The organism is Escherichia sp. E3659 (genome assembly GCF_005781135.1).
In the GTDB taxonomy this organism is placed as follows: Bacteria; Pseudomonadota; Gammaproteobacteria; order Enterobacterales; family Enterobacteriaceae; genus Escherichia.
On the sequence record NZ_VATQ01000003.1, the window covers coordinates 64,899 to 89,055 of the forward strand.

Sequence of the window (24,157 nt, forward strand, 5' to 3'; positions counted from 1 at the left end):
GAATCATTGAAATGCAACTGAACAAAGTGCTGAAAGGGCTGATGATTGCTCTGCCTGTTATGGCAATTGCGGCATGTTCTTCCAACAAGAACGCCAGCAATGACGGCAGCGAAGGCATGCTGGGTGCCGGCACTGGCATGGATGCGAACGGTGGAAATGGCAACATGTCTTCCGAAGAGCAGGCTCGTCTGCAAATGCAACAGCTGCAGCAGAACAACATCGTTTACTTCGATCTGGACAAATACGATATCCGTTCTGACTTCGCTCAAATGCTGGATGCACACGCAAACTTCCTGCGTAGCAACCCGTCTTACAAAGTCACCGTAGAAGGTCACGCGGACGAACGTGGTACTCCGGAATACAACATCTCCCTGGGTGAACGTCGTGCGAACGCCGTTAAGATGTACCTGCAGGGTAAAGGCGTTTCTGCAGACCAGATCTCCATCGTTTCTTACGGTAAAGAAAAACCTGCAGTACTGGGTCATGACGAAGCGGCATACTCCAAAAACCGTCGTGCGGTACTGGTTTACTAAGAGAATTGCATGAGCAGTAACTTCAGACATCAACTATTGAGTCTGTCGTTACTGGTTGGTATAGCGGCCCCCTGGGCCGCTTTTGCTCAGGCACCAATCAGTAGTGTCGGCTCAGGCTCGGTCGAAGACCGCGTCACTCAACTTGAGCGTATTTCTAATGCTCACAGCCAGCTTTTGACCCAACTCCAGCAACAACTCTCTGATAATCAGTCCGATATTGATTCCCTGCGAGGTCAAATTCAGGAAAATCAGTATCAACTGAATCAGGTCGTGGAGCGGCAGAAGCAGATCTTGTTGCAGATCGATAGCCTTAGCAGCGGTGGTGCAGCGGCACAATCAGCCAGCGGCGATCAAAGCGGGGCGGCGGCAACGACGCCAACTGCTGATGCAGGTACTGCGAATGCTGGTGCGCCGGTGAAAAGCGGCGATGCAAACACTGATTACAATGCAGCTATTGCGCTGGTACAGGATAAATCCCGCCAGGATGACGCGATGGTGGCATTTCAGAATTTCATCAAAAATTATCCTGATTCAACTTACCTGCCCAACGCCAATTATTGGCTGGGTCAGTTAAACTACAACAAGGGTAAGAAAGATGATGCGGCGTACTATTTTGCTTCGGTAGTGAAAAACTATCCGAAGTCACCGAAGGCTGCAGATGCGATGTTTAAAGTTGGCGTCATCATGCAGGACAAAGGTGACACCGCGAAAGCAAAAGCCGTGTACCAGCAGGTTATCAGTAAATACCCTGGTACTGATGGTGCTAAACAGGCGCAAAAACGTCTGAACGCCATGTAATGCATAACACGCGACCAGAAGTCGCATTATTTCTGGTCGTGTCGTGCGATTCATAAGCAGTTGAGTGATCTACATCGAAATTTTTGTTGCGCTCAAGTCTGAAATCAGTAATATATGCCGCCGTTGCCACGGGATATCAAACAAACCGAAAGCAACGAAAAAGTGGGTCGTTAGCTCAGTTGGTAGAGCAGTTGACTTTTAATCAATTGGTCGCAGGTTCGAATCCTGCACGACCCACCAGTTTTAACATCGAAGACAGATGTTAAGCGTGTAGGATAACGTTGCGTCAGCAACGGCCCGTAGGGCGAGCGAAGCGAGTCATCCTGCACGACCCACCACTCATTGCAGTAGGTTTGGTGGAAGTAGTTTGTAGTATCCAGCGCAGTATCGGGTGATTAGCTCAGCTGGGAGAGCACCTCCCTTACAAGGAGGGGGTCGGCGGTTCGATCCCGTCATCACCCACCACTCGGGTCGTTAGCTCAGTTGGTAGAGCAGTTGACTTTTAATCAATTGGTCGCAGGTTCGAATCCTGCACGACCCACCAATTTTAACATCAAACTCAGATGTTAAGCGTGAAGGATAACGTTGCGTCAGCAACGGCCCGTAGGGCGAGCGAAGCGAGTCATCCTGCACGACCCACCAATCTTAAAGATTGGATTCGAGTAAAAATCTTTCAGGTAACACCCATATGGGTCGTTAGCTCAGTTGGTAGAGCAGTTGACTTTTAATCAATTGGTCGCAGGTTCGAATCCTGCACGACCCACCAATTTAAAGGTGGTTACTGGTAGAGAACGTGAAGGATAACGTTGCGTTAGCAACGGCCCGAAGGGCGAGACGAAGTCGAGTCATCCTGCACGACCCACCATCCTGAATGATTAAAGCAGCATAATCCCGCAAGGGGTCGTTAGCTCAGTTGGTAGAGCAGTTGACTTTTAATCAATTGGTCGCAGGTTCGAATCCTGCACGACCCACCAATGTAAAAAAGCGCCCTAAAGGCGCTTTTTTGCTATCTGCGATACTCAAAGATTCGAACCTGCAGCAGGTTCGAGTTGAGCGCAGCGAAACAACGGAGCCGCTTGCGGCGACGGCCCGAAGGGCGAGCGAAGCGAGTCATCCTGCACGACCCACCAATGTAAAAAAGCGCCCTAAAGGCGCTTTTTTGCTATTCAGGCATCCCACAATTTCAAGTTGTAAACCTGATGACATAGTCAGAGCTTGCTGTGCAAGCAACTCTACGTCGGTGGAATTAGGCGTAAAATGACGCATCCTGCACATCAGGCGTAATACGTGTGACTTTTCCTCACCATTCGGCTATTTTGTTTAGCATACAAAACAACTGAGGCCGATTGCAGCGGATTGAACGCTTCATGTCGGTATAAACGTTAAGCCTGTAAAACGAGATAGCCAAATGAGCGTGATGTTTGATCCTGAAACGGCGATTTATCCTTTCCCCCCGAAGCCAACGCCGTTAAGCATTGATGAAAAAGCGTATTATCGCGAGAAAATAAAACGTCTGCTGAAAGAACGTAATGCGGTGATGGTCGCCCACTACTATACCGATCCCGAAATTCAACAGCTGGCTGAAGAAACCGGTGGCTGTATCTCTGATTCTCTGGAAATGGCCCGCTTCGGTGCTAAGCATCCCGCTTCTACGCTGTTAGTTGCTGGGGTGAGATTTATGGGGGAAACTGCCAAAATTCTCAGCCCGGAAAAAACAATTCTGATGCCAACACTTCAGGCTGAATGTTCACTGGATCTCGGATGTCCGATTGAAGAATTCAACGCATTTTGCGATGCCCATCCCGATCGTACTGTCGTTGTCTACGCCAACACTTCTGCTGCGGTAAAAGCGCGTGCAGATTGGGTGGTAACTTCAAGCATTGCCGTCGAACTCATTGATCATCTGGATAGCTTGGGTGAAAAAATTATCTGGGCACCAGACAAACATCTGGGGCGTTACGTGCAAAAACAGACAGGTGCAGACATCTTATGCTGGCAAGGTGCCTGTATAGTTCATGACGAGTTTAAGACTCAGGCGTTAACCCGCTTACAAAAACAGCACCCTGATGCTGCCATACTGGTGCATCCGGAGTCACCACAAGCTATTGTCGATATGGCCGATGCGGTCGGTTCCACAAGTCAGTTGATTAACGCTGCAAAAACATTGCCGCATCAGCAACTGATTGTGGCGACTGACCGGGGCATTTTCTACAAAATGCAGCAGGCAGTGCCAGATAAAAAATTGCTGGAAGCGCCAACCGCAGGCGAGGGCGCTACCTGTCGAAGTTGCGCTCATTGTCCGTGGATGGCAATGAATGGCCTTCAGGCCATCGCAGAGGCGCTGGAACAGGGAGGAAGCAATCACGAGGTTCATGTTGACGAAAATCTGCGAGAGAGGGCGCTGGTGCCGCTCAACCGCATGCTGGATTTTGCGGCTACACTACGTGGATAACTGACAATAAGGCGTCACGCTACACATGGGGGAAAGATGGATTTTTTTAGCACACAGAACATTCTGGTTCATATACCGATCGGTGCTGGCGGTTACGATCTCTCATGGATCGAAGCGGTGGGGACGATCGCCGGGTTACTGTGTATTGGCCTTGCCAGTCTGGAGAAGATCAGTAACTACTTTTTTGGCCTGATCAACGTTACCCTGTTTGGCATTATTTTCTTTCAGATTCAGCTGTATGCCAGCCTGCTGTTACAGGTGTTTTTCTTTGCCGCTAACATTTATGGCTGGTATGCCTGGTCGCGACAAACCAGTCAACATGAAGCTGAGTTGAAAATTCGCTGGTTGCCATTGCCGAAGGCGCTAAGCTGGTTGGCGGTTTGCGTTGTTTCGATTGGTCTGATGACGGTATTTATCAATCCGGTGTTTGCATTTTTGACCCACGTGGCAGTCACGATTATGCAAGCATTGGGTTTGCAGGTAGTGATGCCAGAATTGCAACCGGACGCCTTCCCATTCTGGGACTCCTGCATGATGGTACTCTCCATCGTGGCAATGATTCTGATGACGCGTAAATACGTCGAAAACTGGTTATTGTGGGTCATCATTAACGTGATTAGCGTGGTGATTTTCGCCTTGCAGGGCGTCTATGCCATGTCGCTGGAGTATCTGATCCTGACCTTTATTGCCCTCAACGGCAGCCGGATGTGGATCAACAGCGCACGCGAAAGAGGTTCACGCGCGCTGTCCCATTAATGGTGATGATGTGAATGGCCAGGCACCCCTTCATTCAGGTGGCAGTCTGGCCCATGACAAGGTTGATATTCCATCTGGATGGTGGCGTGCTCAATCTGATAGTGATCCATCAGATAGTGTTGGATCTGATCTAACAAAGCATCGTGATCGTGTGGCGGGATCACCTGCACATGCAGCGTCATCACCGGCTTCTCGCCTATCATCCATACATGTACATGATGCACATTGCGGACTTCCGGGATTTCCCGACACATACGGCGCTTCAGTTCAGCGATATCCAGCGATACCGGTGCACCTTCAAGTAATTCATTCACGCTGTCTTTAAGCAAACGCCACGCACTTCGTAACACCAGCACAGAAACCAGAATGGAGAGAATCGGGTCCGCAGGTGTCCAGCCGGTCCAGACAATAATCAACGCGGCGACGATAGCGCCAACGGAACCCAGCAGGTCCCCAAGCACATGCAGTGCCGCTGCTCGCACGTTGAGGTTTTTCTCTTCACCACCGTGATGAAGTAACCAGAAAGAAAGTATATTTGCCAGCAATCCCGCCACGGCAATCGCCATCATCATACCGCCTTCAACCGGACGCGGCGTGCGGAAACGTTCTATCGCCTCCCAGACAATCAAAATCGTAATCACCACCAGGGCGATGGCATTCACAAACGCCGCGAGCGTGGTCAATCTTAGCCAACCGAAAGTGTGGCGAATGGTGGGGGGACGACGTGAAAATTGCACTGCGAGCAGGGCGAAGAGCAGGGCGGCTGTATCGGTCAACATATGTCCGGCATCAGCCAACAATGCCAGAGAACCGGAAAGAAAACCGCCAATGACTTCTACCAGCATAAACCCGGCAGTTACGCCGAAAGCATACAACAAGCGACGAGCATTATTATCTTCTGGTAGGTGTGGGGAAGTGTGTGAGTGTGAGTGCGCCATGACGAGTCATCCCTTAATTTATCTCACTTAACTTTATGACATCATACTTCTTTTAGAAGGGAAAAATTAAAAAGGAGAGCCTCCGCTCTCCCATTATCAGCCATATATCCTGACTTACTGCGTAATACCGTCGGTTTTGGTATCGACATCATTGTTGATGCCATCACCGGTTTGTACCTTTTTATTGATGTCCGGGCAACGACCGTCTTTGCACATGGTGTTTTTGTGCTCTTCGTCTTTGGTCATGCCGTCATTATTCATGGATGAACCATTCGGGTGCAGCATAGTCCCGCCCGAGTTGGTATTAACCCCGTTATTGTCGACGTTATTTGGTGCGACATTTTCACGAGCGTCCGGGGCAACCTGGCCCGCATCTGCCGCGGCGTTTGCCTGGCCGTTGTTGGTTTGCGCTCCACTATCGGCAGCCAGTGCGGCGCCGCTGGCAAGGCTTAGAGTGGCAGTCAAAAATAGTGTGGCCAGTTTTGTCATTTTCATAGGATGCTCCTGTTATGGTCGTTATGTCGGATAACCTCTTCCAACAGTGCATTTGCAGGTGAATATCAGGCAATGGTTTAAGATTTCAGCCAGGCAAAGAAATCCAGCAGAGAATCTTGAAATAATTAATAAACAAAGAAGTTACAGTTAGAAATTGTAGGAGAGATCTCGTTTTTTGCGACAATATGGCGTATTTCTTGCCGATTCCAGGATTATTCCGTCCATAGTGTAAAACCCCGTTTACACATTCTGACGGAAGATATAGATTGGAAGGATTGCATTCACCAAGATAAGTATGGCAACACTGGAACAGACATGAATTATCAGAACGACGATTTACGCATCAAAGAAATCAAAGAGTTACTTCCTCCTGTCGCACTGCTGGAAAAATTCCCTGCTACTGAAAATGCCGCGAATACGGTTGCCCATGCCCGAAAAGCGATCCATAAGATCCTGAAAGGTAATGATGATCGCCTGTTAGTGGTGATTGGTCCGTGCTCAATTCATGATCCTGTCGCGGCTAAAGAGTATGCCACTCGCTTGCTGGCGCTGCGTGAAGAGCTAAAAGACGACCTGGAAATCGTAATGCGCGTCTATTTTGAAAAGCCGCGTACCACGGTGGGCTGGAAAGGGCTGATTAACGATCCGCATATGGATAACAGCTTCCAGATCAACGACGGTCTGCGTATTGCCCGTAAATTGCTGCTTGATATTAACGACAGCGGTCTGCCAGCGGCGGGTGAGTTTCTCGACATGATCACCCCACAATATCTCGCTGACCTGATGAGCTGGGGCGCAATTGGCGCACGTACTACGGAATCGCAGGTGCACCGCGAACTGGCATCTGGTCTTTCTTGCCCGGTAGGTTTCAAAAATGGCACAGACGGTACGATTAAAGTGGCTATCGATGCCATTAATGCCGCCGGTGCGCCGCACTGCTTCCTTTCAGTGACCAAATGGGGTCATTCGGCGATTGTGAATACCAGCGGTAACGGCGATTGCCATATCATTCTGCGCGGCGGTAAAGAGCCTAATTACAGTGCAAAACACGTTGCTGAAGTGAAAGAAGGGCTGAACAAAGCAGGCCTGCCAGCACAAGTGATGATTGATTTCAGCCATGCCAACTCGTCCAAACAGTTTAAAAAGCAGATGGATGTGTGTGCTGACGTTTGCCAGCAGATTGCCGGTGGCGAAACAGCCATTATTGGCGTGATGGTGGAAAGCCATCTGGTGGAAGGCAATCAGAGCCTCGAGAGCGGGGAGCCGCTGGCTTATGGCAAGAGTATCACCGATGCCTGTATTGGCTGGGATGATACCGATGCTCTGTTACGCCAACTGGCGAACGCAGTAAAAGCGCGTCGCGGGTAAGGTTTAATTGTCGGATGCGCCGCCAGAGTGGCGTATCCGATGAGTCACCGTAGGCCTGATAAGACGCGCAGCGTCGCATCAGGCAATGTGCTCCATTGTTAGCAACAAAAAAGCCGACTCACTTGCAGTCGGCTTTCTCATTATTAAACGAATGACGTTTACTTCGCTTTACCCTGGTTAGCAACCGCTGCTGCTTTCGCCGCGATCTCGTCAGCATTACCCAGATAATAGCGTTTCAGCGGTTTGAAATTCTCGTCGAACTCATACACCAGCGGCACACCAGTCGGGATATTCAGCTCAAGAATCTCTTCTTCGCTCATGTTATCAAGATATTTCACCAGCGCACGCAGGGAGTTACCGTGTGCGGCGATGATCACGCGCTCACCGCTCTTCATACGCGGCAGAATGGTTTCATTCCAGTAAGGGATCACGCGGTCAATGGTCAGCGCCAGGCTTTCAGTCAGCGGCAGCTCTTTCTCGCTCAGTTTCGCGTAACGCGGATCGTGACCCGGATAACGCTCATCATCTTTAGTCAGTTCCGGCGGAGTCACCGCAAAACCACGACGCCATTGTTTCACCTGCTCGTCGCCATACTTTTCGGCGGTTTCTGCTTTGTTCAGACCCTGCAACGCACCGTAGTGACGTTCGTTCAGTTTCCAGGATTTCTCAACGGGCAGCCATGCCTGATCCAGTTCGTCCAGCACATTCCACAGGGTATGGATAGCGCGTTTCAGCACAGAGGTGTAAGCAAAGTCAAAGCTGTAACCTTCCTCTTTCAGCAGCTTACCTGCTGCTTTTGCTTCGCTTACGCCTTTCTCAGACAGATCCACGTCGTACCAACCGGTGAAACGGTTTTCTTTGTTCCACTGACTTTCGCCATGACGAACCAGAACCAGCTTAGTTACAGCCATATACTTACTCCTCAAATCATCTTTTAATGATAATAATTCTCATTATATTGCCGTGACGAAGCAACAGCAATGCTTACGCATAACCATAGCGAAAATAGTGTCGCAGTGTAAGGTTGTTGTGAATATTGAGTTGCAAATATGTCGGTATTTGCTGGTGATTTGAACAACATGAGGAGAAAGCCCTCATGACGAGGGCTTAACATTACTCAGCAATAAACTGATATTCCGTCAGGCTGGAATACTCTTCGCCAGGACGCAGGAAGCAGTCCGGTTGCGGCCATTCAGGGTGGTTCGGGCTGTCCGGCAGAAACTCGCTTTCCAGCGCCAGGCCTTGCCAGTCGGCGTAAGGTTCAGTTCCTCTTGATGGCGTGCCGCCGAGGAAGTTGCCGGAGTAGAATTGCAGAGCCGGAGCGGTGGTATAGACCTTCAGCTGCAATTTTTCATCTGCTGACCAGACATGCGCCGCCACTTTCTTGCCATCGCCTTTGGCCTGTAACAAGAACGCGTGATCGTAACCTTTCACTTTGCGCTGATCGTCGTCGGCAAGAAACTCACTGGCGATGATTTTGGCGCTGCGGAAATCAAAAGAGGTTCCGGCGACAGATTTCAGGCCGTCGTGGGGAATGCCGCCTTCATCAACCGGCAGATATTCGTCCGCCAGAATCTGCAACTTGTGATTGCGCACGTCAGACTGCTCGCCGTCGAGGTTGAAATAGACGTGATTAGTCATATTCACCGGGCAAGGTTTATCAACTGTGGCGCGATAAGTAATAGAGATACGGTTATCGTCGGTCAGACGATATTGCACCGTCGCGCCGAGATTACCCGGGAAGCCCTGATCGCCATCATCTGAACTCAGGGCAAACAGCACCTGACGATCGTTCTGGTTCACAATCTGCCAGCGGCGTTTGTCGAACCCTTCCGGGCCGCCGTGCAGTTGGTTGACGCCCTGACTTGGTAACAGCGTCACGGTTTCACCGTCAAAGGTATAACGACTATTGGCGATACGGTTGGCATAACGACCAATAGAGGCCCCGAGAAACGCGGCCTGATCCTGATAGCATTCCGGGCTGGCGCAGCCAAGCAGAGCCTCGCGGACGCTGCCATCGGAAAGCGGAATACGGGCTGAAAGTAAAGTCGCACCCCAGTCCATCAGCGTGACTACCATCCCTGCGTTGTTACGCAAAGTTAACAGTCGGTACGGCTGACCATCGGGTGCCAGTGCGGGAGTTTCGTTCAGCACTGTCCTGCTCCTTGTGATGGTTTACACACGTAAAAAGTCTCTTTAATACCTGTTTTTGCTTCATATTGTTCAGCGACAGCTTGCTGTACGGCAGGCACCAGCTCTTCCGGAATAAGCGCGACGATACAGCCGCCAAATCCGCCGCCGGTCATGCGTACGCCACCTTTGTCGCCAATCACAGCTTTTACGATTTCAACCAGAGTGTCAATTTGCGGCACGGTGATTTCGAAATCATCGCGCATAGAGGCATGAGAATCCGCCATTAACTCGCCCATACGTTTGAGGTCGCCTTGCTCCAGCGCGCTGGCAGCTTCAACGGTGCGGGCGTTTTCAGTCAGGATATGACGCACGCGTTTCGCGACGATCGGGTCCAGTTCATGTGCAACAGCGTTAAACTCTTCAATGGTGACATCGCGCAGAGCTGGCTGCTGGAAGAAACGCGCACCGGTTTCGCACTGTTCACGACGGGTGTTGTATTCGCTGCCAACCAGGGTACGTTTGAAGTTACTGTTGATGATGACGACAGCTACGCCTTTCGGCATGGAAACAGCTTTGGTCCCCAGTGAGCGGCAATCGATCAGCAAGGCATGATCTTTCTTGCCGAGCGCGGAAATCAGTTGATCCATGATTCCACAGTTACAGCCTACAAACTGGTTTTCTGCTTCCTGACCATTAAGCGCGATTTGTGCGCCGTCCAGCGGCAGATGATAAAGCTGCTGCAATACGGTTCCGACCGCGACTTCCAGTGAAGCGGAAGAACTTAACCCGGCACCCTGCGGCACGTTGCCGCTGATCACCATGTCCACGCCGCCGAAGTTGTTGTTACGCAGTTGCAGATGTTTCACCACGCCACGAACGTAGTTAGCCCATTGATAGTTTTCATGAGCGACAATGGGCGCATCAAGGGAAAACTCGTCAAGCTGATTTTCATAATCGGCTGCCATTACGCGAACTTTACGGTCATCGCGTGGTGTGCAGCTAATGACGGTTTGATAATCAATCGCGCAGGGTAGAACGAAACCGTCGTTGTAGTCGGTGTGTTCACCAATCAAATTCACGCGGCCAGGCGCCTGAATGGTGTGAGTGGCAGGGTAGCCAAATGCGTTGGCAAACAGAGATTGTGTTTTTTCTTTCAGACTCATTTCTTACACTCCGGATTCGCGAAAATGGATATCGCTGACTGCGCGCAAACGCTCTGCTGCCTGTTCTGCGGTCAGGTCTCGCTGGGTCTCTGCCAGCATTTCATAACCAACCATAAATTTACGTACGGTGGCGGAGCGCAGCAGAGGCGGATAAAAGTGCGCGTGCAGCTGCCAGTGTTGATTCTCTTCGCCATTAAATGGCGCACCGTGCCAGCCCATAGAGTAGGGGAAGGAGCACTGGAAGAGGTTGTCATAACGACTGGTCAGCTTTTTCAACGCCAGCGCCAAATCGCTGCGCTGGGCGTCGGTCAAATCGGTGATCCGTAAAACGTGGGCTTTGGGCAGCAGTAGCGTTTCGAACGGCCAGGCAGCCCAGTAAGGCACTACGGCTAACCAGTGTTCGGTTTCGACAACGGTACGGCTACCGTCTGCCAGCTCGCGCTGAACATAATCCACCAGCATTGGCGATTTCTGCTCGGCAAAATATTCTTTTTGCAGGCGGTCTTCGCGCTCAGCTTCGTTAGGCAGGAAGCTATTTGCCCAAATCTGTCCGTGCGGATGCGGGTTAGAGCAGCCCATCGCCGCGCCTTTGTTTTCAAAGACCTGCACCCATGGGTACGTTTTTCCCAGCTCTGCGGTTTGCTCCTGCCAGGTTTTGACGATTTCCGTCAATGCCGCAACGCTCAGTTCTGGCAGTGTTTTACTGTGATCCGGTGAAAAGCAGATCACCCGGCTGGTACCGCGCGCGCTCTGGCAACGCATCAGCGGATCGTTGCTTTCTGGCGCATCTGGCGTGTCAGACATCAAGGCCGCAAAGTCATTAGTGAAAACGTAAGTCCCGGTGTAATCGGGGTTTTTATCGCCTGTCACCCGCACATTACCTGCGCAGAGAAAGCAATCTGGATCGTGCGCAGGTAACACCTGTTTGGCTGGTGTTTCCTGCGCCCCCTGCCAGGGGCGCTTAGCGCGGTGCGGTGAAACCAGAATCCATTGCCCGGTGAGCGGGTTGTAGCGGCGATGTGGATGATCAACGGGATTAAATTGCGTCATGGTCGTTCCTTAATCGGGATATCCCTGTGGATGGCGTGACTGCCAGTGCCAGGTGTCCTGCGCCATTTCATCGAGTGTGCGCGTTACGCGCCAGTTCAGTTCGCGATCGGCTTTGCTGGCATCCGCCCAGTAGGCCGGAAGGTCGCCCTCGCGACGCGGTGCAAAATGATAGTTAACCGGTTTGCCGCAGGCTTTGCTGAAGGCATTAACCACGTCCAGCACGCTGCTGCCGACGCCTGCGCCGAGGTTGTAGATGTGTACACCAGGCTTGTTCGCCAGTTTTTCCATCGCCACGACGTGACCGTCCGCCAGATCCATTACGTGGATGTAATCGCGTACGCCAGTACCGTCTTCGGTCGGATAATCGTTACCAAAAATTGCCAGCGAGTCGCGACGGCCTACAGCAACCTGGGCAATGTACGGCATCAGGTTATTCGGAATGCCTTGCGGATCTTCGCCCATATCGCCCGACGGATGTGCACCAACCGGGTTGAAGTAGCGCAGCAGGGCAATGCTCCAGTCCGGCTGGGCTTTTTGCAGATCGGTGAGGATCTGTTCCACCATCAGTTTGCTTTTGCCATAAGGGCTTTGCGGTGTGCCGGTCGGGAAGCTTTCAACGTAGGGAATTTTGGGCTGATCGCCATAGACGGTGGCGGAGGAGCTAAAAATAAAGTTTTTGACGTTAGCGGCGCGCATGGCGCTAATCAGGCGCAGAGTGCCGTTGACGTTGTTGTCGTAATATTCCAGCGGTTTTTGTACCGATTCGCCAACGGCTTTCAGCCCGGCGAAGTGGATCACGGTGTCGATAGCGTGATCGTGCAGGATCTCGGTCATCAACGCTTCGTTACGGATATCGCCTTCAACAAACGTTGGATGTTTGCCGCCTAAACGCTCGATAACAGGCAGTACGCTGCGCTTACTGTTACAGAGGTTATCAAGAATGATGACATCATGACCGTTTTGCAGTAATTGCACACAGGTATGACTTCCAATGTAACCGCTACCACCGGTAACCAGAACTCTCATAATTCGCTCCATTAGGCTTATGGTATGAAATAACCATAGCATAACAAAGATGCGAAAAGTGTGACATGGAATAAATTAGTGGAATCGTTTACACAAGAATTTAGCCGTTTTTTATGCGCGATTAAGTGATTATAAAACAGAGGGTTTATGAATGATTGCGCTTTTTATCTGAAAAAAAGATGCGGTTTCATGCCTGGATGCGTCTAGCCCTGTGCCGGATAACGCGTTTACGCCGCATCCGGCACGGTCAGCACTACCGACTCAGTTTATTTTTGTCAGTGCATAGCGATAAAGGTCACCGTCCGGCACGAACTCCAGACGATGGGTAATACAGGCAGGCGCATCTTCAGCGTGGTGCGAAACAAACAATAATTGCGTTTCACCTTCGCTAATCAGCACATCAACAAAACGGCGGATAAGCTGGCGATTGAGCGGATCCAGCCCCTGCAATGGTTCATCGAGAATAAGCAACGTTGGATGTTTCACCAGCGCGCGGACGATCAGCGCCAGACGTTGTTGCCCCCAGGAAAGACTATGGAACGGAGCGTCAGCCGTGCGTTTATCAATGCCGAGAATATCCAGCCACTGCTGCACCAGTTTTTGCTGGCGATCCGAAACGGCCTGATAAATGCCAATCGAATCAAAATAGCCAGAAAGAATCACATTACGCACGGTAGTGCTGACCCGGTAATCCAGATGCAAACTACTGCTGACGTAACCGATATGCTTTTTAATATCCCAGATGGTTTCGCCGCTGCCGCGACGTCGTCCGAAAAGCGTCAAATCGTTGCTGTAACCTTGCGGATGATCGCCAGTAATCAGGCTTAATAATGTCGATTTTCCCGCGCCATTGGGCCCGATAATTTGCCAGTGTTCGCCAGGATTCACCTGCCAGCTAAGGTTATTTAGAATGGGGCGATCGTTATAAGAAACCACGCCATTGTTCAGCACAATGCGCGGTTCGTTGGCGGGTAAGGCGTGACGTGCTGAAGGTTCATCCGGCTCCGGCAGTTGCACACCTTCAAGCTGTTCGCTATGCGCCAGTTGCGCGACGAGTGCTTGCTGGAGCAGTTCCTCTTTAGCGCCAGTTTCCGCTAACGTGCAATCCGCCAGCACGCCAGCAAACTGGACAAATTCCGGGATCTCATCGAAGCGATTGAGCACCAGTACCAGAGTAATACCGGACTGATGTAACGAGGCGAGTCGCTCAGCCAGCTGCTGACGTGAGGCAACATCCAGGCCATCGAACGGCTCATCAAGAATCAGTAAGTCAGGCTCCGACATCAGCGCCTGACACAGCAGGGTTTTTCGCGTCTCGCCAGTGGAAAGATATTTAAAACGTCGGTCGAGCAGGGCGGTAATGCCGAACTGCTGCGCCAGTTGCGCGCAACGCGGTGCGTCCTTAACTTCATCCTGAATGATCTCAGCCGTGGTGCGCCCGGTGTCATCTTCGCCAGGGCCGAGCATATCGGTGTTATTCCGCTGCCATTCGTCGCTGACGAGCTTTTGCAATTGCTCGAAGGAGAGACGAGTGATGTGGGAGAACTGGCTGTGCCGTTCACCTTTCAAAAGCGGAAGTTCACCGGCCAGCGCGCGGGCCAGCGCCGACTTCCCGCTTCCATTCGAACCGACAAACGCCCAACTATCACCCGCGTTTAACATTAACTGAGGCAATTGCAGCGTTTTTGTGTCGCTAAGACGAAACGTGCCTTGCAAAATTTGCAACAATGACATTTTATATCCCATTTTTTGCAGCGATTACTGACAGGGATACGTGTTTCATAACAAATTGTCAACACGCTTAGCACAGTGTGGCGATAATCACGCTGTCGGCATTAAAGTAGGCCGTGACATTCTGTCCTTGCTCAAGAGAAGCCGCTTCATTTACCGGCACCGTGGCGCAAAGGGTTTGCCCGTCGGGTAGCGCCATTAATACTTCGCACTGTTCTGCGCCGCGCTCTATATGGCGAATAATGCCCGGCAATTGGTTGTCGGCACTCTGGGCTACGGTGTCATCCTGGGTAATGTTCACCCACGGCGCTTTCAGCAGAATCAACACTTCTTTGCCTTCATCCAGCCCCAGACGCGCGCCACTTTGCGCGGTAATCGCGACTTTCAGACGTGTTTTACCATCGGCCAGTAAGACATCAACATGCTGTTGAACGTCATCATGATCGCGGGCGGTGATGGTGCCGAACCATTGGTTACGGGCGCTGGTTTGCAGTGAAAAACGTGAGATCGCGGCCAGCAGGCTGTTCAGCGGCAGGGCGTCATCGTCACTTAACACATCAAAGGCTTTTTGCTGGATCTGGGCGAGAAGATCGTAAAGCTGAATCAGTCGTTGACCATAGCGGGTCAGCACAGCACCGCCACCGCCTTTTCCGCCCGTAGCTCGTTCGACCAGAATATGCTCACTTAACTGATTCATTTCGTTAATGGCATCCCAGGCGCTTTTATAGCTGATACCGGCATCTTTCGCCCCCTGGCTGATGGAACCGGAAAGCGCGATGTGTTTTAGTAGCGAAATGCGGCGTGGGTCGGCAAAGAGCTTTTGTTGAAGCTTAAGGGTGAGAAGGATTTCGGCCTGCATAACAATGTCCTGGCAAAAATCTTATTGTGACGGAAAATGCGCGCCACGCAAAGCTGACCGCACAAAAGGGGAGTGCTTTTCTGTGCTTAACGGTTAGAATAGTCACAGGACTACATCTGGAGTTGACCATGTTAGAGTTATTAAAAAGTCTGGTATTCGCCGTAATCATGGTACCTATCGTGATGGCCATCATCCTGGGTCTGATTTACGGTCTTGGTGAAGTATTCAACATCTTTTCTGGTGTTGGTAAAAAAGACCAGCCTGGACAAAATCATTGATTCCATGAATGCCCGCTGAGTCGGGCATTTTCTTTTTCTCAACTTCCTGCTTTTCCTGCCGATATTTTTTCTATCTACCTCTCAAAGGTTAACAATAACTGCTGGGAAAATTCTGAACTTACCGCTATATTGACGCCTACATAACGTTAAATAAAGGGGTTACAAATGGCTCGTAAATGGTTAAACCTGTTTGCCGGGGCGGCGCTCTCTTTCACTGTTGCTGGCAATGCGTTGGCGGATGAAGGGAAAATCACGGTTTTTGCCGCAGCATCACTGACCAACGCGATGCAGGATATCGCTACGCAGTATAAAAAAGAGAAAGGTGTAGACGTCGTTTCTTCTTTCGCCTCTTCTTCTACTCTGGCTCGTCAGATTGAAGCAGGTGCGCCAGCGGATCTGTTTATTTCTGCCGATCAGAAATGGATGGATTATGCAATTGATAAAAAAGGAATTGATACCGCCACGCGTCAAACATTGCTCGGCAATAGCCTGGTCGTTGTAGCACCGAAAGCCAGCGAGCAGAAAGAGTTCACCATCGACAGCAAAACTAACTGGACCTCTCTGCTGAATGGCGGCCGCCTGGCGGTTGGCGATCCGGAACATGTTCCGGCTGGCATTTATGCGAAAGAAGCTCTGCAAAAACTGGGCGCATGGGATACGCTCTCCCCGAAACTGGCTCCGGCAGAAGATGTTCGTGGGGCGCTGGCGCTGGTCGAACGTAATGAAGCGCCGCTGGGTATTGTCTACGGTTCTGACGCAGTTGCCAGCAAAGGGGTAAAAGTGGTCGCCACCTTCCCGGAAGATTCGCATAAAAAAGTGGAATATCCGGTTGCCGTCGTGGAAGGGCATAACAACGCGACAGTGAAAGCATTTTACGATTATCTGAAGGGACCGCAGGCTGCGGAAATCTTTAAACGTTACGGATTTACAACTAAGTAATGATACTGACCGATCCAGAATGGCAGGCGGTTTTATTAAGCCTGAAAGTTTCTTCCCTGGCTGTGCTGTTTAGCCTGCCGTTTGGGATCTTTTTTGCCTGGTTACTGGTGCGTTGCACGTTTCCGGGCAAAGCTCTGCTCGACAGCGTACTGCATCTACCGCTGGTGTTACCGCCCGTGGTTGTCGGTTATCTGCTGCTGGTTTCTATGGGACGGCGCGGATTTATCGGCGAACGCCTGTATGACTGGTTTGGCATTACCTTCGCGTTTAGCTGGCGCGGCGCGGTTCTCGCTGCCGCCGTCATGTCTTTTCCGTTGATGGTGCGGGCGATTCGTCTGGCGCTGGAAGGGGTTGATGTCAAACTGGAACAGGCCGCAAGAACGCTGGGGGCCGGGCGCTGGCGCGTTTTCTTTACTATCACGTTACCGCTGACGTTGCCGGGAATTATCGTCGGTACAGTACTGGCTTTCGCCCGTTCGCTCGGTGAATTTGGCGCAACCATCACCTTTGTTTCGAACATTCCAGGTGAAACGCGAACCATTCCTTCTGCCATGTATACCCTGATCCAGACCCCTGGCGGTGAAAGCGGCGCAGCGAGACTGTGCATTATTTCTATTGCGCTGGCGATGATCTCCCTGTTGATTTCAGAATGGCTGGCCAGAATCAGCCGTGAACGGGCGGGGCGCTAACCATGCTGGAACTGAATTTTTCCCAGACCTTGGGCAACCATTGCCTGACTATTAATGAAACGCTGCCCGCCAATGGCATCACTGCTATCTTTGGCGTCTCTGGTGCCGGAAAAACTTCGCTGATTAACGCCATTAGTGGACTGACGCGCCCGCAAAAAGGGCGGATTGTCCTCAATGGTCGGGTACTAAATGATGCCGAAAAAGGTATCTGCCTGACGCCGGAAAAGCGTCGCGTTGGCTATGTGTTTCAGGATGCACGGCTGTTCCCGCATTACAAAGTGCGTGGCAATCTGCGCTACGGCATGGCGAAAAGTATGGTCGATCAGTTTGATAAGCTGGTGGCGCTTTTAGGCATTGAACCGTTGCTTGACCGTTTACCGGGCAGCCTGTCCGGAGGCGAAAAACAGCGTGTGGCAATTGGTCGGGCATTGCTGACGGCTCCGGAATTATTATTGCTGGATGAACCACTGGCGTCGCTGGATCTTCCGCGCAAACGCGAGCTATTGCCTTATCTGCAACGGCTGACGCGGGAAATCAACATTCCGATGCTGTATGTCAGTCATTCGCTGGATGAAATCCTCCATCTGGCGGACAAAGTGATGGTACTGGAAAACGGCCAGGTGAAAGCTTTCGGGGCGCTGGAAGAAGTGTGGGGCAGTAGCGTGATGAATCCGTGGCTGCCGAAAGAGCAACAAAGCAGCATTCTGAAAGTAACGGTACTGGAACATCATCCGCGTTACGCAATGACCGCGCTGGCGCTGGGCGATCAGCATTTATGGGTTAATAAGCTGGATGAACCGCTGCAAGCCGCGCTACGCATCCGCATCCAGGCTTCCGATGTTTCTCTGGTTTTACAACCGCCGCAACAAACCAGCATCCGCAATGTGCTGCGCGCAAAAGTCGTCAATAGCTATGACGATAACGGCCAGGTGGAAGTGGAACTGGAAGTCGGCGGTAAAACGCTGTGGGCGCGAATAAGCCCGTGGGCCAGGGATGAACTGGCGATCAAACCTGGCCTGTGGCTATACGCGCAAATTAAAAGTGTGTCGATAACCGCCTGATTAAATCAGGTGGCTATAAATAAACTGGGCGATGCTGTCGGTGGTATTGTCACCAATCACGATATTGGCGCGTGCTTTTACCGCGTCATCGGCATTGCCCATCGCTACACCCGTTCCGGCAGCCTCCAGCATACTGATATCATTGAAGTTATCGCCGAATGCGACTACGTTTTCCATCGACCAGCCTTGCGCCTCAACCCATTTCGTCAGGCGTTTGCCTTTACTGTTGCCGCCGCGCGCAATATCAACCTGATCGTGCCAGGACCATTCACACTCCAGACCCAACTCATGTTCAACATGCTTACCAAAATGCTGTAACTGCGGCAGGTCATCGTGCGTCAGAGCGAACTTCCACACGGCGTTAACTTGTTGCGCCGTTTCAGCCAGAGAAGCGACTTGTGTGAAAGTCGGGCGCTGTTCCGGCGGCAAAGTCTGCGCCCAGTTAGACGTGCGAATGACATGTCCGGTCGGATGCTCATAGACCATTGCGTCATCCACATACATCAGACCGTGAATGTGGTGTTCATTCAGCATCTCAATGAGTTGCAGGGCTTTGTTAACGGGCATTGGATCGGCTTCAAGTACAGTTTTTGCATGATAATCATACAAATAGGTGCCATTACAGCAAATAGCAGGTGTATCCAGCGCCAGCGCCTGATAAAAAGGATGAATAGCGACGTGATGGCGACCCGTGACGATAATCAATTGGTAACCTGCTTCGCGAGCGCGGGCAAGCGCTTCAATCGATGAGGGAAGCAGAGTCTTTTTCGGGGTCAATAAGGTGCCGTCTAAGTCGAGAGCAATCACGCGTGTGGTCATGGCGTTTTCCAGATTAAGGTTAAGAATTTTCGTCTGCGCGAATGGTACACCGATACCACTATCGGACAAAATTCTGCGTTTTAATTCAGCATTCACCGCCAAAAGCGACTAATTTTAGCTGTTAAAGTCAGTTGCTAAATGCAAAGGAGCATTCATGAAGCAAACAGTTTATATCGCCAGCCCTGAGAGCCAGCAAATTCACGTCTGGAACCTGAATCATGAAGGCGTGCTGACGCTGACACAGGTTGTCGATGTGCCGGGGCAGGTGCAGCCAATGGTGGTCAGCCCGGATAAACGTTATCTCTATGTTGGTGTTCGCCCTGAGTTTCGCGTCCTGGCGTATCGTATCGCCCCGGACGATGGCGCACTGACCTTTGCCGCAGAGTCTGCGCTGCCGGGTAGCCCGACGCATATTTCCACCGATCACCAGGGGCAGTTTGTCTTTGTAGGTTCTTACAATGCGGGTAACGTGAGCGTAACGCGCCTGGAAGATGGCCTGCCAGTGGGCGTCGTCGATGTGGTCGAGGGGCTGGACGGTTGCCATTCCGCCAATATCTCACCAGATAACCGCACCCTGTGGGTTCCGGCATTAAAGCAGGATCGTATTTGCCTGTTTACAGTCAGCGATGACGGTCATCTGGTGGCGCAGGACCCGGCAGAAGTGACTACCGTTGAAGGGGCCGGTCCGCGTCATATGGTGTTCCATCCAAACGAACAATATGCATATTGCGTCAATGAGTTAAACAGCTCAGTGGATGTCTGGGAACTGAAAGATCCGCACGGCAATATCGAATGTGTCCAGACGCTGGATATGATGCCGGAAAACTTCTCCGACACCCGTTGGGCGGCTGATATTCATATCACCCCGGATGGTCGTCATTTATACGCCTGCGACCGTACCGCCAGTCTGATTACCGTTTTCAGCGTTTCAGAAGATGGCAGCGTATTGAGTAAAGAAGGATACCAGCCAACGGAAACCCAACCGCGCGGCTTTAATGTTGATCACAGTGGCAAGTATCTGATTGCCGCAGGGCAAAAATCGCACCACATCGCGGTATACGAAATTGCTGGCGAGCAGGGGTTGCTTCATGAAAAAGGCCGTTATGCGGTCGGGCAGGGGCCAATGTGGGTTGTGGTGAACGCACACTAACCGCTGATTTACCCGGCGCTGAATCTCCTGCGCCGGGAGTATTAACCTATCTCTTGTAACGCGTGTCTCTGGCGTTCGACGATATTGGTCCACAAATTGTCTTTATCGTCAGTCCATAAATTAATCAGCAAGGCAAAAAAGCGTTCTGCTGCTGGAGAAAGTACGGCATCTTTACGGCGAATTATTCCCAATGTCCGACGTATAACGGGTTCCACCAATGGGATACCAATAATCGAAGAATAGGGCGCATGAGGCATTGCCAGGCCAGGAAGCGCCGAAATACCCAGTCCCGCTTCCACCAATCCTAATGACGTCGAAAGATGACGCACTTCATAAAACCAGTCCAGTTTCCAGGGCTTATCGGACAATTTTTGCTCAATCAGCAGTCGGTTGCCGCTGGAGGAACGCACGCCAATCATTTTGTAACCTACTAACTCCTGCCATTCCACCAGCTGCTTTTTGGCCAATGGATGGTCACGCCGACAGGCCAGCACGAACGGCTCATTGACCAGTGGGGTAAAGTCAATGGATGAATTTGTGACATTGTTCATGTTTATGCCAAAGTCAGATTCATTGCACAGCACCGATTCCATGCAATTATTCGTGCCTTGTTCCAGAATCCGCACTTTAATATTGGGATACAGCTCATTAAATTTACCGATTGCCAGTGGTAAAAAATAAAATACCGCGGTCGGAATACACGCTAACGTCACCATACCACGATGATAAGCATTCATATCGCGAATACTAAAAAGCGTTTCATCGAATTTCTTTATTAATTCCCGAGCCTCCGGGAGCAACCTTTTTCCTGCTTTTGTTAACGTAACCTTGCGAGTTGTACGCTCAAAAAGTTGAATGTGTAAATCTTCTTCCATCTTTTTTATTCTGCGCGTTAATGCAGGTTGCGTAATATTAAGTAATTTAGCAGCATTGTTAAATGAACTGGACTCTGCCAGCGTAACAAATGCCTTCATACTTGATAATTCATGCTTCATTATTACTCCGAAAAATGGAAGCGGTGCGTTTTAGTGATTTACAGTTAAACAGTTTAACTGCAATTTAATCACTTAAATTAATGAAAAAATGTTATTAATCGTGGAGCTAAAGTCATTAGAGATGCTTTGCCCTTAATGTAACTATATCGCAATAAGTTATGTTTTTAAATTGAGGGCATTATTATGAAAAAAATACCCTGCGTGATGATGCGAGGTGGAACCTCGAGGGGCGCGTTCCTGTTAGCGGAACATTTACCCGAAGATCAAACGCAGCGCGATAAAATATTGATGGCAATTATGGGTTCCGGTAACGATCTGGAAATAGATGGTATCGGCGGCGGTAATCCGCTGACCAGTAAAGTCGCCATTATTAGCCGTTCCGACGATCCGCGTGCTGATGTCGATTATCTGTTTGCTCAGGTTATCGTCCATGAGCAGCGTGTCGATACGACACCCAACTGCGGCAATATGCTGTCTGGGGTTGGGGCATTCGCTATTGAAAATGGTTTGATTGCAGCGACATCACCGGTCACCCGTGTGCGTATCCGCAACGTCAATACCGGTACGTTCATCGAAGCTGATGTGCAAACGCCAAATGGTGTTGTCGAGTACGAGGGTAGCGCCAGAATTGATGGTGTGCCAGGGACAGCCGCACCGGTCGCTCTCACTTTCCTGAATGCCGCAGGAACAAAAACCGGAAAAGTCTTCCCGACTGATAAACAGATTGATTATTTTGACGATGTTCCAGTGACCTGTATTGATATGGCGATGCCAGTCGTCATTATTCCGGCTGAATATCTGGGCAAAACAGGCTATGAATTACCGGCGGAACTGGATGCCGACAAAGCATTATTAGCCTGCATTGAATCTATCCGTCTGCAAGCGGGTAAAGCAATGGGCTTAGGCGATGTCAGTAATATGGTTATCCCTAAACCTGTGCTTATTTCTCCAGCGCAGAAAGGCGGGGCAATTAATGTGCGTTATTTTATGCCGCATTCTTGCCATCGCGCGCTGGCAATAACTGGCGCTATTGCCATTTCCAGTAGCTGTGCATTGGAAGGCACCGTCACCCGACAAATCGTCCCTTCTGTGGGGTACGGCAATATCAATATTGAACACCCCAGTGGTGCGCTTGACGTTCATTTAAGTAATGAAGGTCAGGATGCCACAACGTTACGTGCATCTGTTATTCGGACGACCAGAAAAATATTTTCCGGTGAAGTTTATCTTCCCTGAAAAATTTCGTTGTCGTGATAAGGACAATCAATAAAGGACTTCTGTATGAGTCATACAGAAAGAACAGGATTTTAAATGAATAAGAAATCGTTATGGAAGCTAATTCTGATATTAGCGATCCCATGTATTATTGGCGTTATGCCAGCCCCGGCAGGATTAAGCGAACTGGCATGGGTACTTTTTGGTATTTACCTGGCGGCGATTGTGGGGCTGGTTATCAAGCCTTTCCCGGAACCTGTCGTACTGTTAATTGCCGTTGCTGCCTCGATGGTGGTGGTCGGTAACTTATCTGACGGTGCGTTTAAAACCACCGCCGTATTAAGCGGTTACTCTTCAGGTACCACCTGGCTGGTGTTCTCGGCGTTTACCTTAAGCGCCGCATTTGTGACCACCGGCTTAGGTAAACGTATTGCCTATTTGCTGATTGGTAAAATTGGTAGCACTACCCTGGGTCTGGGTTACGTTACGGTATTCCTCGATCTGGTACTGGCTCCGGCAACACCGTCTAACACCGCGCGTGCGGGCGGCATTGTATTACCGATCATCAACAGCGTGGCTGTGGCTTTGGGATCAGAACCTGAAAAAAGCCCGCGTCGTGTCGGACATTACTTGATGATGTCCATTTACATGGTCACCAAAACCACCAGCTATATGTTCTTTACCGCAATGGCAGGGAACATTCTGGCGCTGAAAATGATCAACGACATTCTGCATCTGCAAATTAGCTGGGGGGGATGGGCGCTGGCCGCCGGATTGCCGGGCATCATTATGCTGCTGGTTACTCCGCTGGTGATTTACACCATGTATCCGCCAGAAATTAAAAAGGTGGATAACAAAACCATCGCCAAAGCGGGCCTTGCTGAACTGGGGCCGATGAAAATCCGTGAAAAAATGCTGCTCGGTGTCTTTGTGCTGGCGCTGCTGGGCTGGATTTTCAGTAAAACGCTCGGGGTTGATGAATCCACTGTGGCAATCGTTGTTATGGCGACCATGCTGCTGCTAGGAATCGTTACCTGGGAAGACGTGGTTAAAAATAAAGGCGGCTGGAATACATTAATCTGGTACGGCGGTATTATCGGCTTAAGCTCCTTATTATCGAAAGTTAAATTCTTCGAATGGTTAGCTGAAGTCTTTAAAAATAACCTGGCATTTGATGGTCACGGTAACGTTGCTTTCTTCGTTATTATTTTCCTCAGCATCATCGTGCGTTATTTCTTCGCTTCCGGTAGTGCCTATATCGTTGCCATGTTACCGGTATTTGCCATGCTGGCGAACGTCTCCGGTGCACCGTTAATGTTAACCGCGCTGGCACTGTTGTTCTCCAACTCCTACGGCGGCATGGTTACTCACTATGGTGGCGCGGCTGGTCCGGTCATCTTTGGTGTGGGTTACAACGATATTAAATCCTGGTGGTTGGTCGGTGCGGTACTGACGATATTAACCTTCCTGGTGCATATCACCCTCGGCGTATGGTGGTGGAATATGCTGATCGGCTGGAACATGCTGTAAAAATACTCGTCGTACTTCAAGTTGCATGTACTGCGTCCGCGTTCGCTCACCCCAGTCACTTACTTATGTAAGTGACTGGGGATTCACTCGCTTGTCGCCTTCCTGCAACTCGAATTATTTAGAGTATATCCATTTATTATCTTTCTGCGCACTTCACGGTGCGCAGATATCTGGAGCAT

General features: G+C 50.6%; 23 protein-coding genes, 5 tRNA genes and 1 other RNA gene. 18 read left to right on the forward strand and 11 right to left on the reverse strand.

The features are described 5' to 3' along the window. The first annotated feature begins 11 nt into the window (after positions 1 to 11). The 10 genes from pal to pnuC all read left to right on the forward strand — a co-directional run bounded on the left by pal (position 12) and on the right by pnuC (position 4,539). A complete protein-coding gene (gene pal, locus FEK47_RS03510; protein ID WP_001295306.1) occupies positions 12 to 533 on the forward strand; it encodes a peptidoglycan-associated lipoprotein Pal in 522 nt (173 codons plus the stop codon). Positions 534 to 542: 9 nt separating this feature from the next. Beyond that, entirely contained in the window at positions 543 to 1,331 is a 789-nt protein-coding gene (gene cpoB, locus FEK47_RS03515) for a cell division protein CpoB (RefSeq protein WP_130258671.1), read from the forward strand. 164 nt (positions 1,332 to 1,495) lie between these two features. Then, positions 1,496 to 1,571 (forward strand) — tRNA-Lys (locus FEK47_RS03520). 149 nt (positions 1,572 to 1,720) lie between these two features. After that, positions 1,721 to 1,796, forward strand: a tRNA-Val gene (locus FEK47_RS03525). Between the two features lie 3 nt (positions 1,797 to 1,799). Beyond that, positions 1,800 to 1,875 (forward strand) — tRNA-Lys (locus FEK47_RS03530). A gap of 146 nt (positions 1,876 to 2,021) precedes the next feature. Further along, positions 2,022 to 2,097: transfer RNA gene (locus FEK47_RS03535), tRNA-Lys, on the forward strand. Positions 2,098 to 2,229: 132 nt separating this feature from the next. Further along, positions 2,230 to 2,305: transfer RNA gene (locus tag FEK47_RS03540), tRNA-Lys, on the forward strand. Between the two features lie 30 nt (positions 2,306 to 2,335). Then, positions 2,336 to 2,461, forward strand: a non-coding RNA gene (locus FEK47_RS03545) — RtT sRNA. Between the two features lie 278 nt (positions 2,462 to 2,739). Continuing rightward, entirely contained in the window at positions 2,740 to 3,783 is a 1,044-nt protein-coding gene (gene nadA, locus FEK47_RS03550) for a quinolinate synthase NadA (RefSeq protein WP_135486492.1), read from the forward strand. 36 nt (positions 3,784 to 3,819) lie between these two features. Beyond that, positions 3,820 to 4,539, forward strand: coding sequence for a nicotinamide riboside transporter PnuC (pnuC, locus tag FEK47_RS03555; RefSeq protein ID WP_138183106.1), 720 nt, complete (start codon positions 3,820 to 3,822; stop codon positions 4,537 to 4,539). Here pnuC and zitB read toward each other — a convergent pair. Both zitB and FEK47_RS03565 read right to left on the reverse strand, forming a co-directional pair. Further along, entirely contained in the window at positions 4,536 to 5,477 is a 942-nt protein-coding gene (gene zitB / locus FEK47_RS03560) for a CDF family zinc transporter ZitB (RefSeq protein WP_135486491.1), read from the reverse strand. The genes pnuC and zitB overlap by 4 nt on opposite strands. Positions 5,478 to 5,591: 114 nt before the next feature. Beyond that, positions 5,592 to 5,972, reverse strand: coding sequence for a YbgS-like family protein (locus FEK47_RS03565; protein ID WP_135486490.1), 381 nt, complete (start codon positions 5,970 to 5,972; stop codon positions 5,592 to 5,594). Positions 5,973 to 6,287: 315 nt separating this feature from the next. On the opposite strand from FEK47_RS03565, the gene aroG reads away from it, so the two are divergent. Beyond that, positions 6,288 to 7,340, forward strand: coding sequence for a 3-deoxy-7-phosphoheptulonate synthase AroG (gene aroG, locus FEK47_RS03570; RefSeq protein WP_135486489.1), 1,053 nt, complete (start codon positions 6,288 to 6,290; stop codon positions 7,338 to 7,340). 158 nt (positions 7,341 to 7,498) lie between these two features. Here aroG and gpmA read toward each other — a convergent pair whose 3' ends face one another. From gpmA to modE, 7 genes are all read right to left on the reverse strand, one after another. Next, on the reverse strand, positions 7,499 to 8,251 hold the full coding sequence (gene gpmA, locus FEK47_RS03575; protein WP_001295305.1) for a 2,3-diphosphoglycerate-dependent phosphoglycerate mutase: 753 nt from the start codon (positions 8,249 to 8,251) through the stop codon (positions 7,499 to 7,501). 202 nt (positions 8,252 to 8,453) lie between these two features. Next, positions 8,454 to 9,494: a galactose-1-epimerase gene (gene galM / locus FEK47_RS03580; RefSeq protein WP_059321515.1), complete on the reverse strand. Its 1,041-nt coding sequence runs from the start codon at positions 9,492 to 9,494 to the stop codon at positions 8,454 to 8,456. After that, complete coding sequence (gene galK, locus FEK47_RS03585; protein WP_135486488.1) at positions 9,488 to 10,636, reverse strand: galactokinase; 1,149 nt, start codon at positions 10,634 to 10,636, stop codon at positions 9,488 to 9,490. Before galK ends, galM begins: the two co-directional genes overlap by 7 nt. 3 nt (positions 10,637 to 10,639) lie before the next feature. Further along, positions 10,640 to 11,686, reverse strand: a complete 1,047-nt coding sequence (gene galT, locus FEK47_RS03590) for a galactose-1-phosphate uridylyltransferase (protein WP_000191508.1) — start codon at positions 11,684 to 11,686, stop codon at positions 10,640 to 10,642. A 9-nt stretch (positions 11,687 to 11,695) separates the two neighbouring features. After that, on the reverse strand, positions 11,696 to 12,712 hold the full coding sequence (gene galE / locus FEK47_RS03595) for a UDP-glucose 4-epimerase GalE (RefSeq protein ID WP_001265443.1): 1,017 nt from the start codon (positions 12,710 to 12,712) through the stop codon (positions 11,696 to 11,698). A gap of 261 nt (positions 12,713 to 12,973) precedes the next feature. Next, on the reverse strand, positions 12,974 to 14,446 hold the full coding sequence (gene modF / locus FEK47_RS03600) for a molybdate ABC transporter ATP-binding protein ModF (protein ID WP_138183107.1): 1,473 nt from the start codon (positions 14,444 to 14,446) through the stop codon (positions 12,974 to 12,976). A 67-nt stretch (positions 14,447 to 14,513) separates the two neighbouring features. Then, positions 14,514 to 15,302, reverse strand: coding sequence for a molybdenum-dependent transcriptional regulator (gene modE / locus FEK47_RS03605; RefSeq protein ID WP_135486487.1), 789 nt, complete (start codon positions 15,300 to 15,302; stop codon positions 14,514 to 14,516). A 128-nt stretch (positions 15,303 to 15,430) separates the two neighbouring features. On the opposite strand from modE, the gene acrZ reads away from it, so the two are divergent. The 4 genes from acrZ to modC all read left to right on the forward strand — a co-directional run bounded on the left by acrZ (position 15,431) and on the right by modC (position 18,269). Further along, positions 15,431 to 15,580 (forward strand): multidrug efflux pump accessory protein AcrZ, encoded by a 150-nt coding sequence (gene acrZ, locus FEK47_RS03610; protein WP_032302722.1) that lies wholly within the window; start codon positions 15,431 to 15,433, stop codon positions 15,578 to 15,580. 165 nt (positions 15,581 to 15,745) lie between these two features. Then, positions 15,746 to 16,519, forward strand: coding sequence for a molybdate ABC transporter substrate-binding protein (gene modA / locus FEK47_RS03615; RefSeq protein WP_138183108.1), 774 nt, complete (start codon positions 15,746 to 15,748; stop codon positions 16,517 to 16,519). Further along, positions 16,519 to 17,208 carry a molybdate ABC transporter permease subunit gene (modB, locus tag FEK47_RS03620; RefSeq protein WP_000604034.1) on the forward strand — a complete coding sequence of 230 codons (690 nt, stop codon included), beginning with the start codon at positions 16,519 to 16,521 and terminating at the stop codon, positions 17,206 to 17,208. The genes modA and modB overlap by 1 nt, the downstream gene beginning before the upstream one ends. A 2-nt stretch (positions 17,209 to 17,210) precedes the next feature. Continuing rightward, positions 17,211 to 18,269, forward strand: a complete 1,059-nt coding sequence (gene modC / locus FEK47_RS03625; protein ID WP_130258662.1) for a molybdenum ABC transporter ATP-binding protein ModC — start codon at positions 17,211 to 17,213, stop codon at positions 18,267 to 18,269. Here modC and ybhA read toward each other — a convergent pair whose 3' ends face one another. Continuing rightward, positions 18,270 to 19,088: a bifunctional pyridoxal phosphate/fructose-1,6-bisphosphate phosphatase gene (gene ybhA / locus FEK47_RS03630; RefSeq protein WP_000213425.1), complete on the reverse strand. Its 819-nt coding sequence runs from the start codon at positions 19,086 to 19,088 to the stop codon at positions 18,270 to 18,272. Positions 19,089 to 19,242: 154 nt separating this feature from the next. Here ybhA and pgl point away from each other — a divergent pair, with 154 nt between their 5' ends. Next, positions 19,243 to 20,238, forward strand: coding sequence for a 6-phosphogluconolactonase (pgl, locus tag FEK47_RS03635; protein ID WP_135486484.1), 996 nt, complete (start codon positions 19,243 to 19,245; stop codon positions 20,236 to 20,238). A 41-nt stretch (positions 20,239 to 20,279) separates the two neighbouring features. Here the strand turns inward: pgl and FEK47_RS03640 are convergent, their stop codons facing one another. Beyond that, positions 20,280 to 21,233, reverse strand: a complete 954-nt coding sequence (locus FEK47_RS03640) for a LysR family transcriptional regulator (RefSeq protein WP_130222218.1) — start codon at positions 21,231 to 21,233, stop codon at positions 20,280 to 20,282. 183 nt (positions 21,234 to 21,416) lie between these two features. Here FEK47_RS03640 and FEK47_RS03645 point away from each other — a divergent pair, with 183 nt between their 5' ends. After that, complete coding sequence (locus FEK47_RS03645) at positions 21,417 to 22,469, forward strand: 4-oxalomesaconate tautomerase (RefSeq protein ID WP_135486483.1); 1,053 nt, start codon at positions 21,417 to 21,419, stop codon at positions 22,467 to 22,469. A gap of 75 nt (positions 22,470 to 22,544) precedes the next feature. Next, the gene (locus tag FEK47_RS03650) at positions 22,545 to 23,978 is read left to right on the forward strand and encodes an anion permease (protein ID WP_130214919.1); all 1,434 of its coding nucleotides are present in this window, start codon (positions 22,545 to 22,547) and stop codon (positions 23,976 to 23,978) included. Positions 23,979 to 24,157 lie beyond the last annotated feature (179 nt).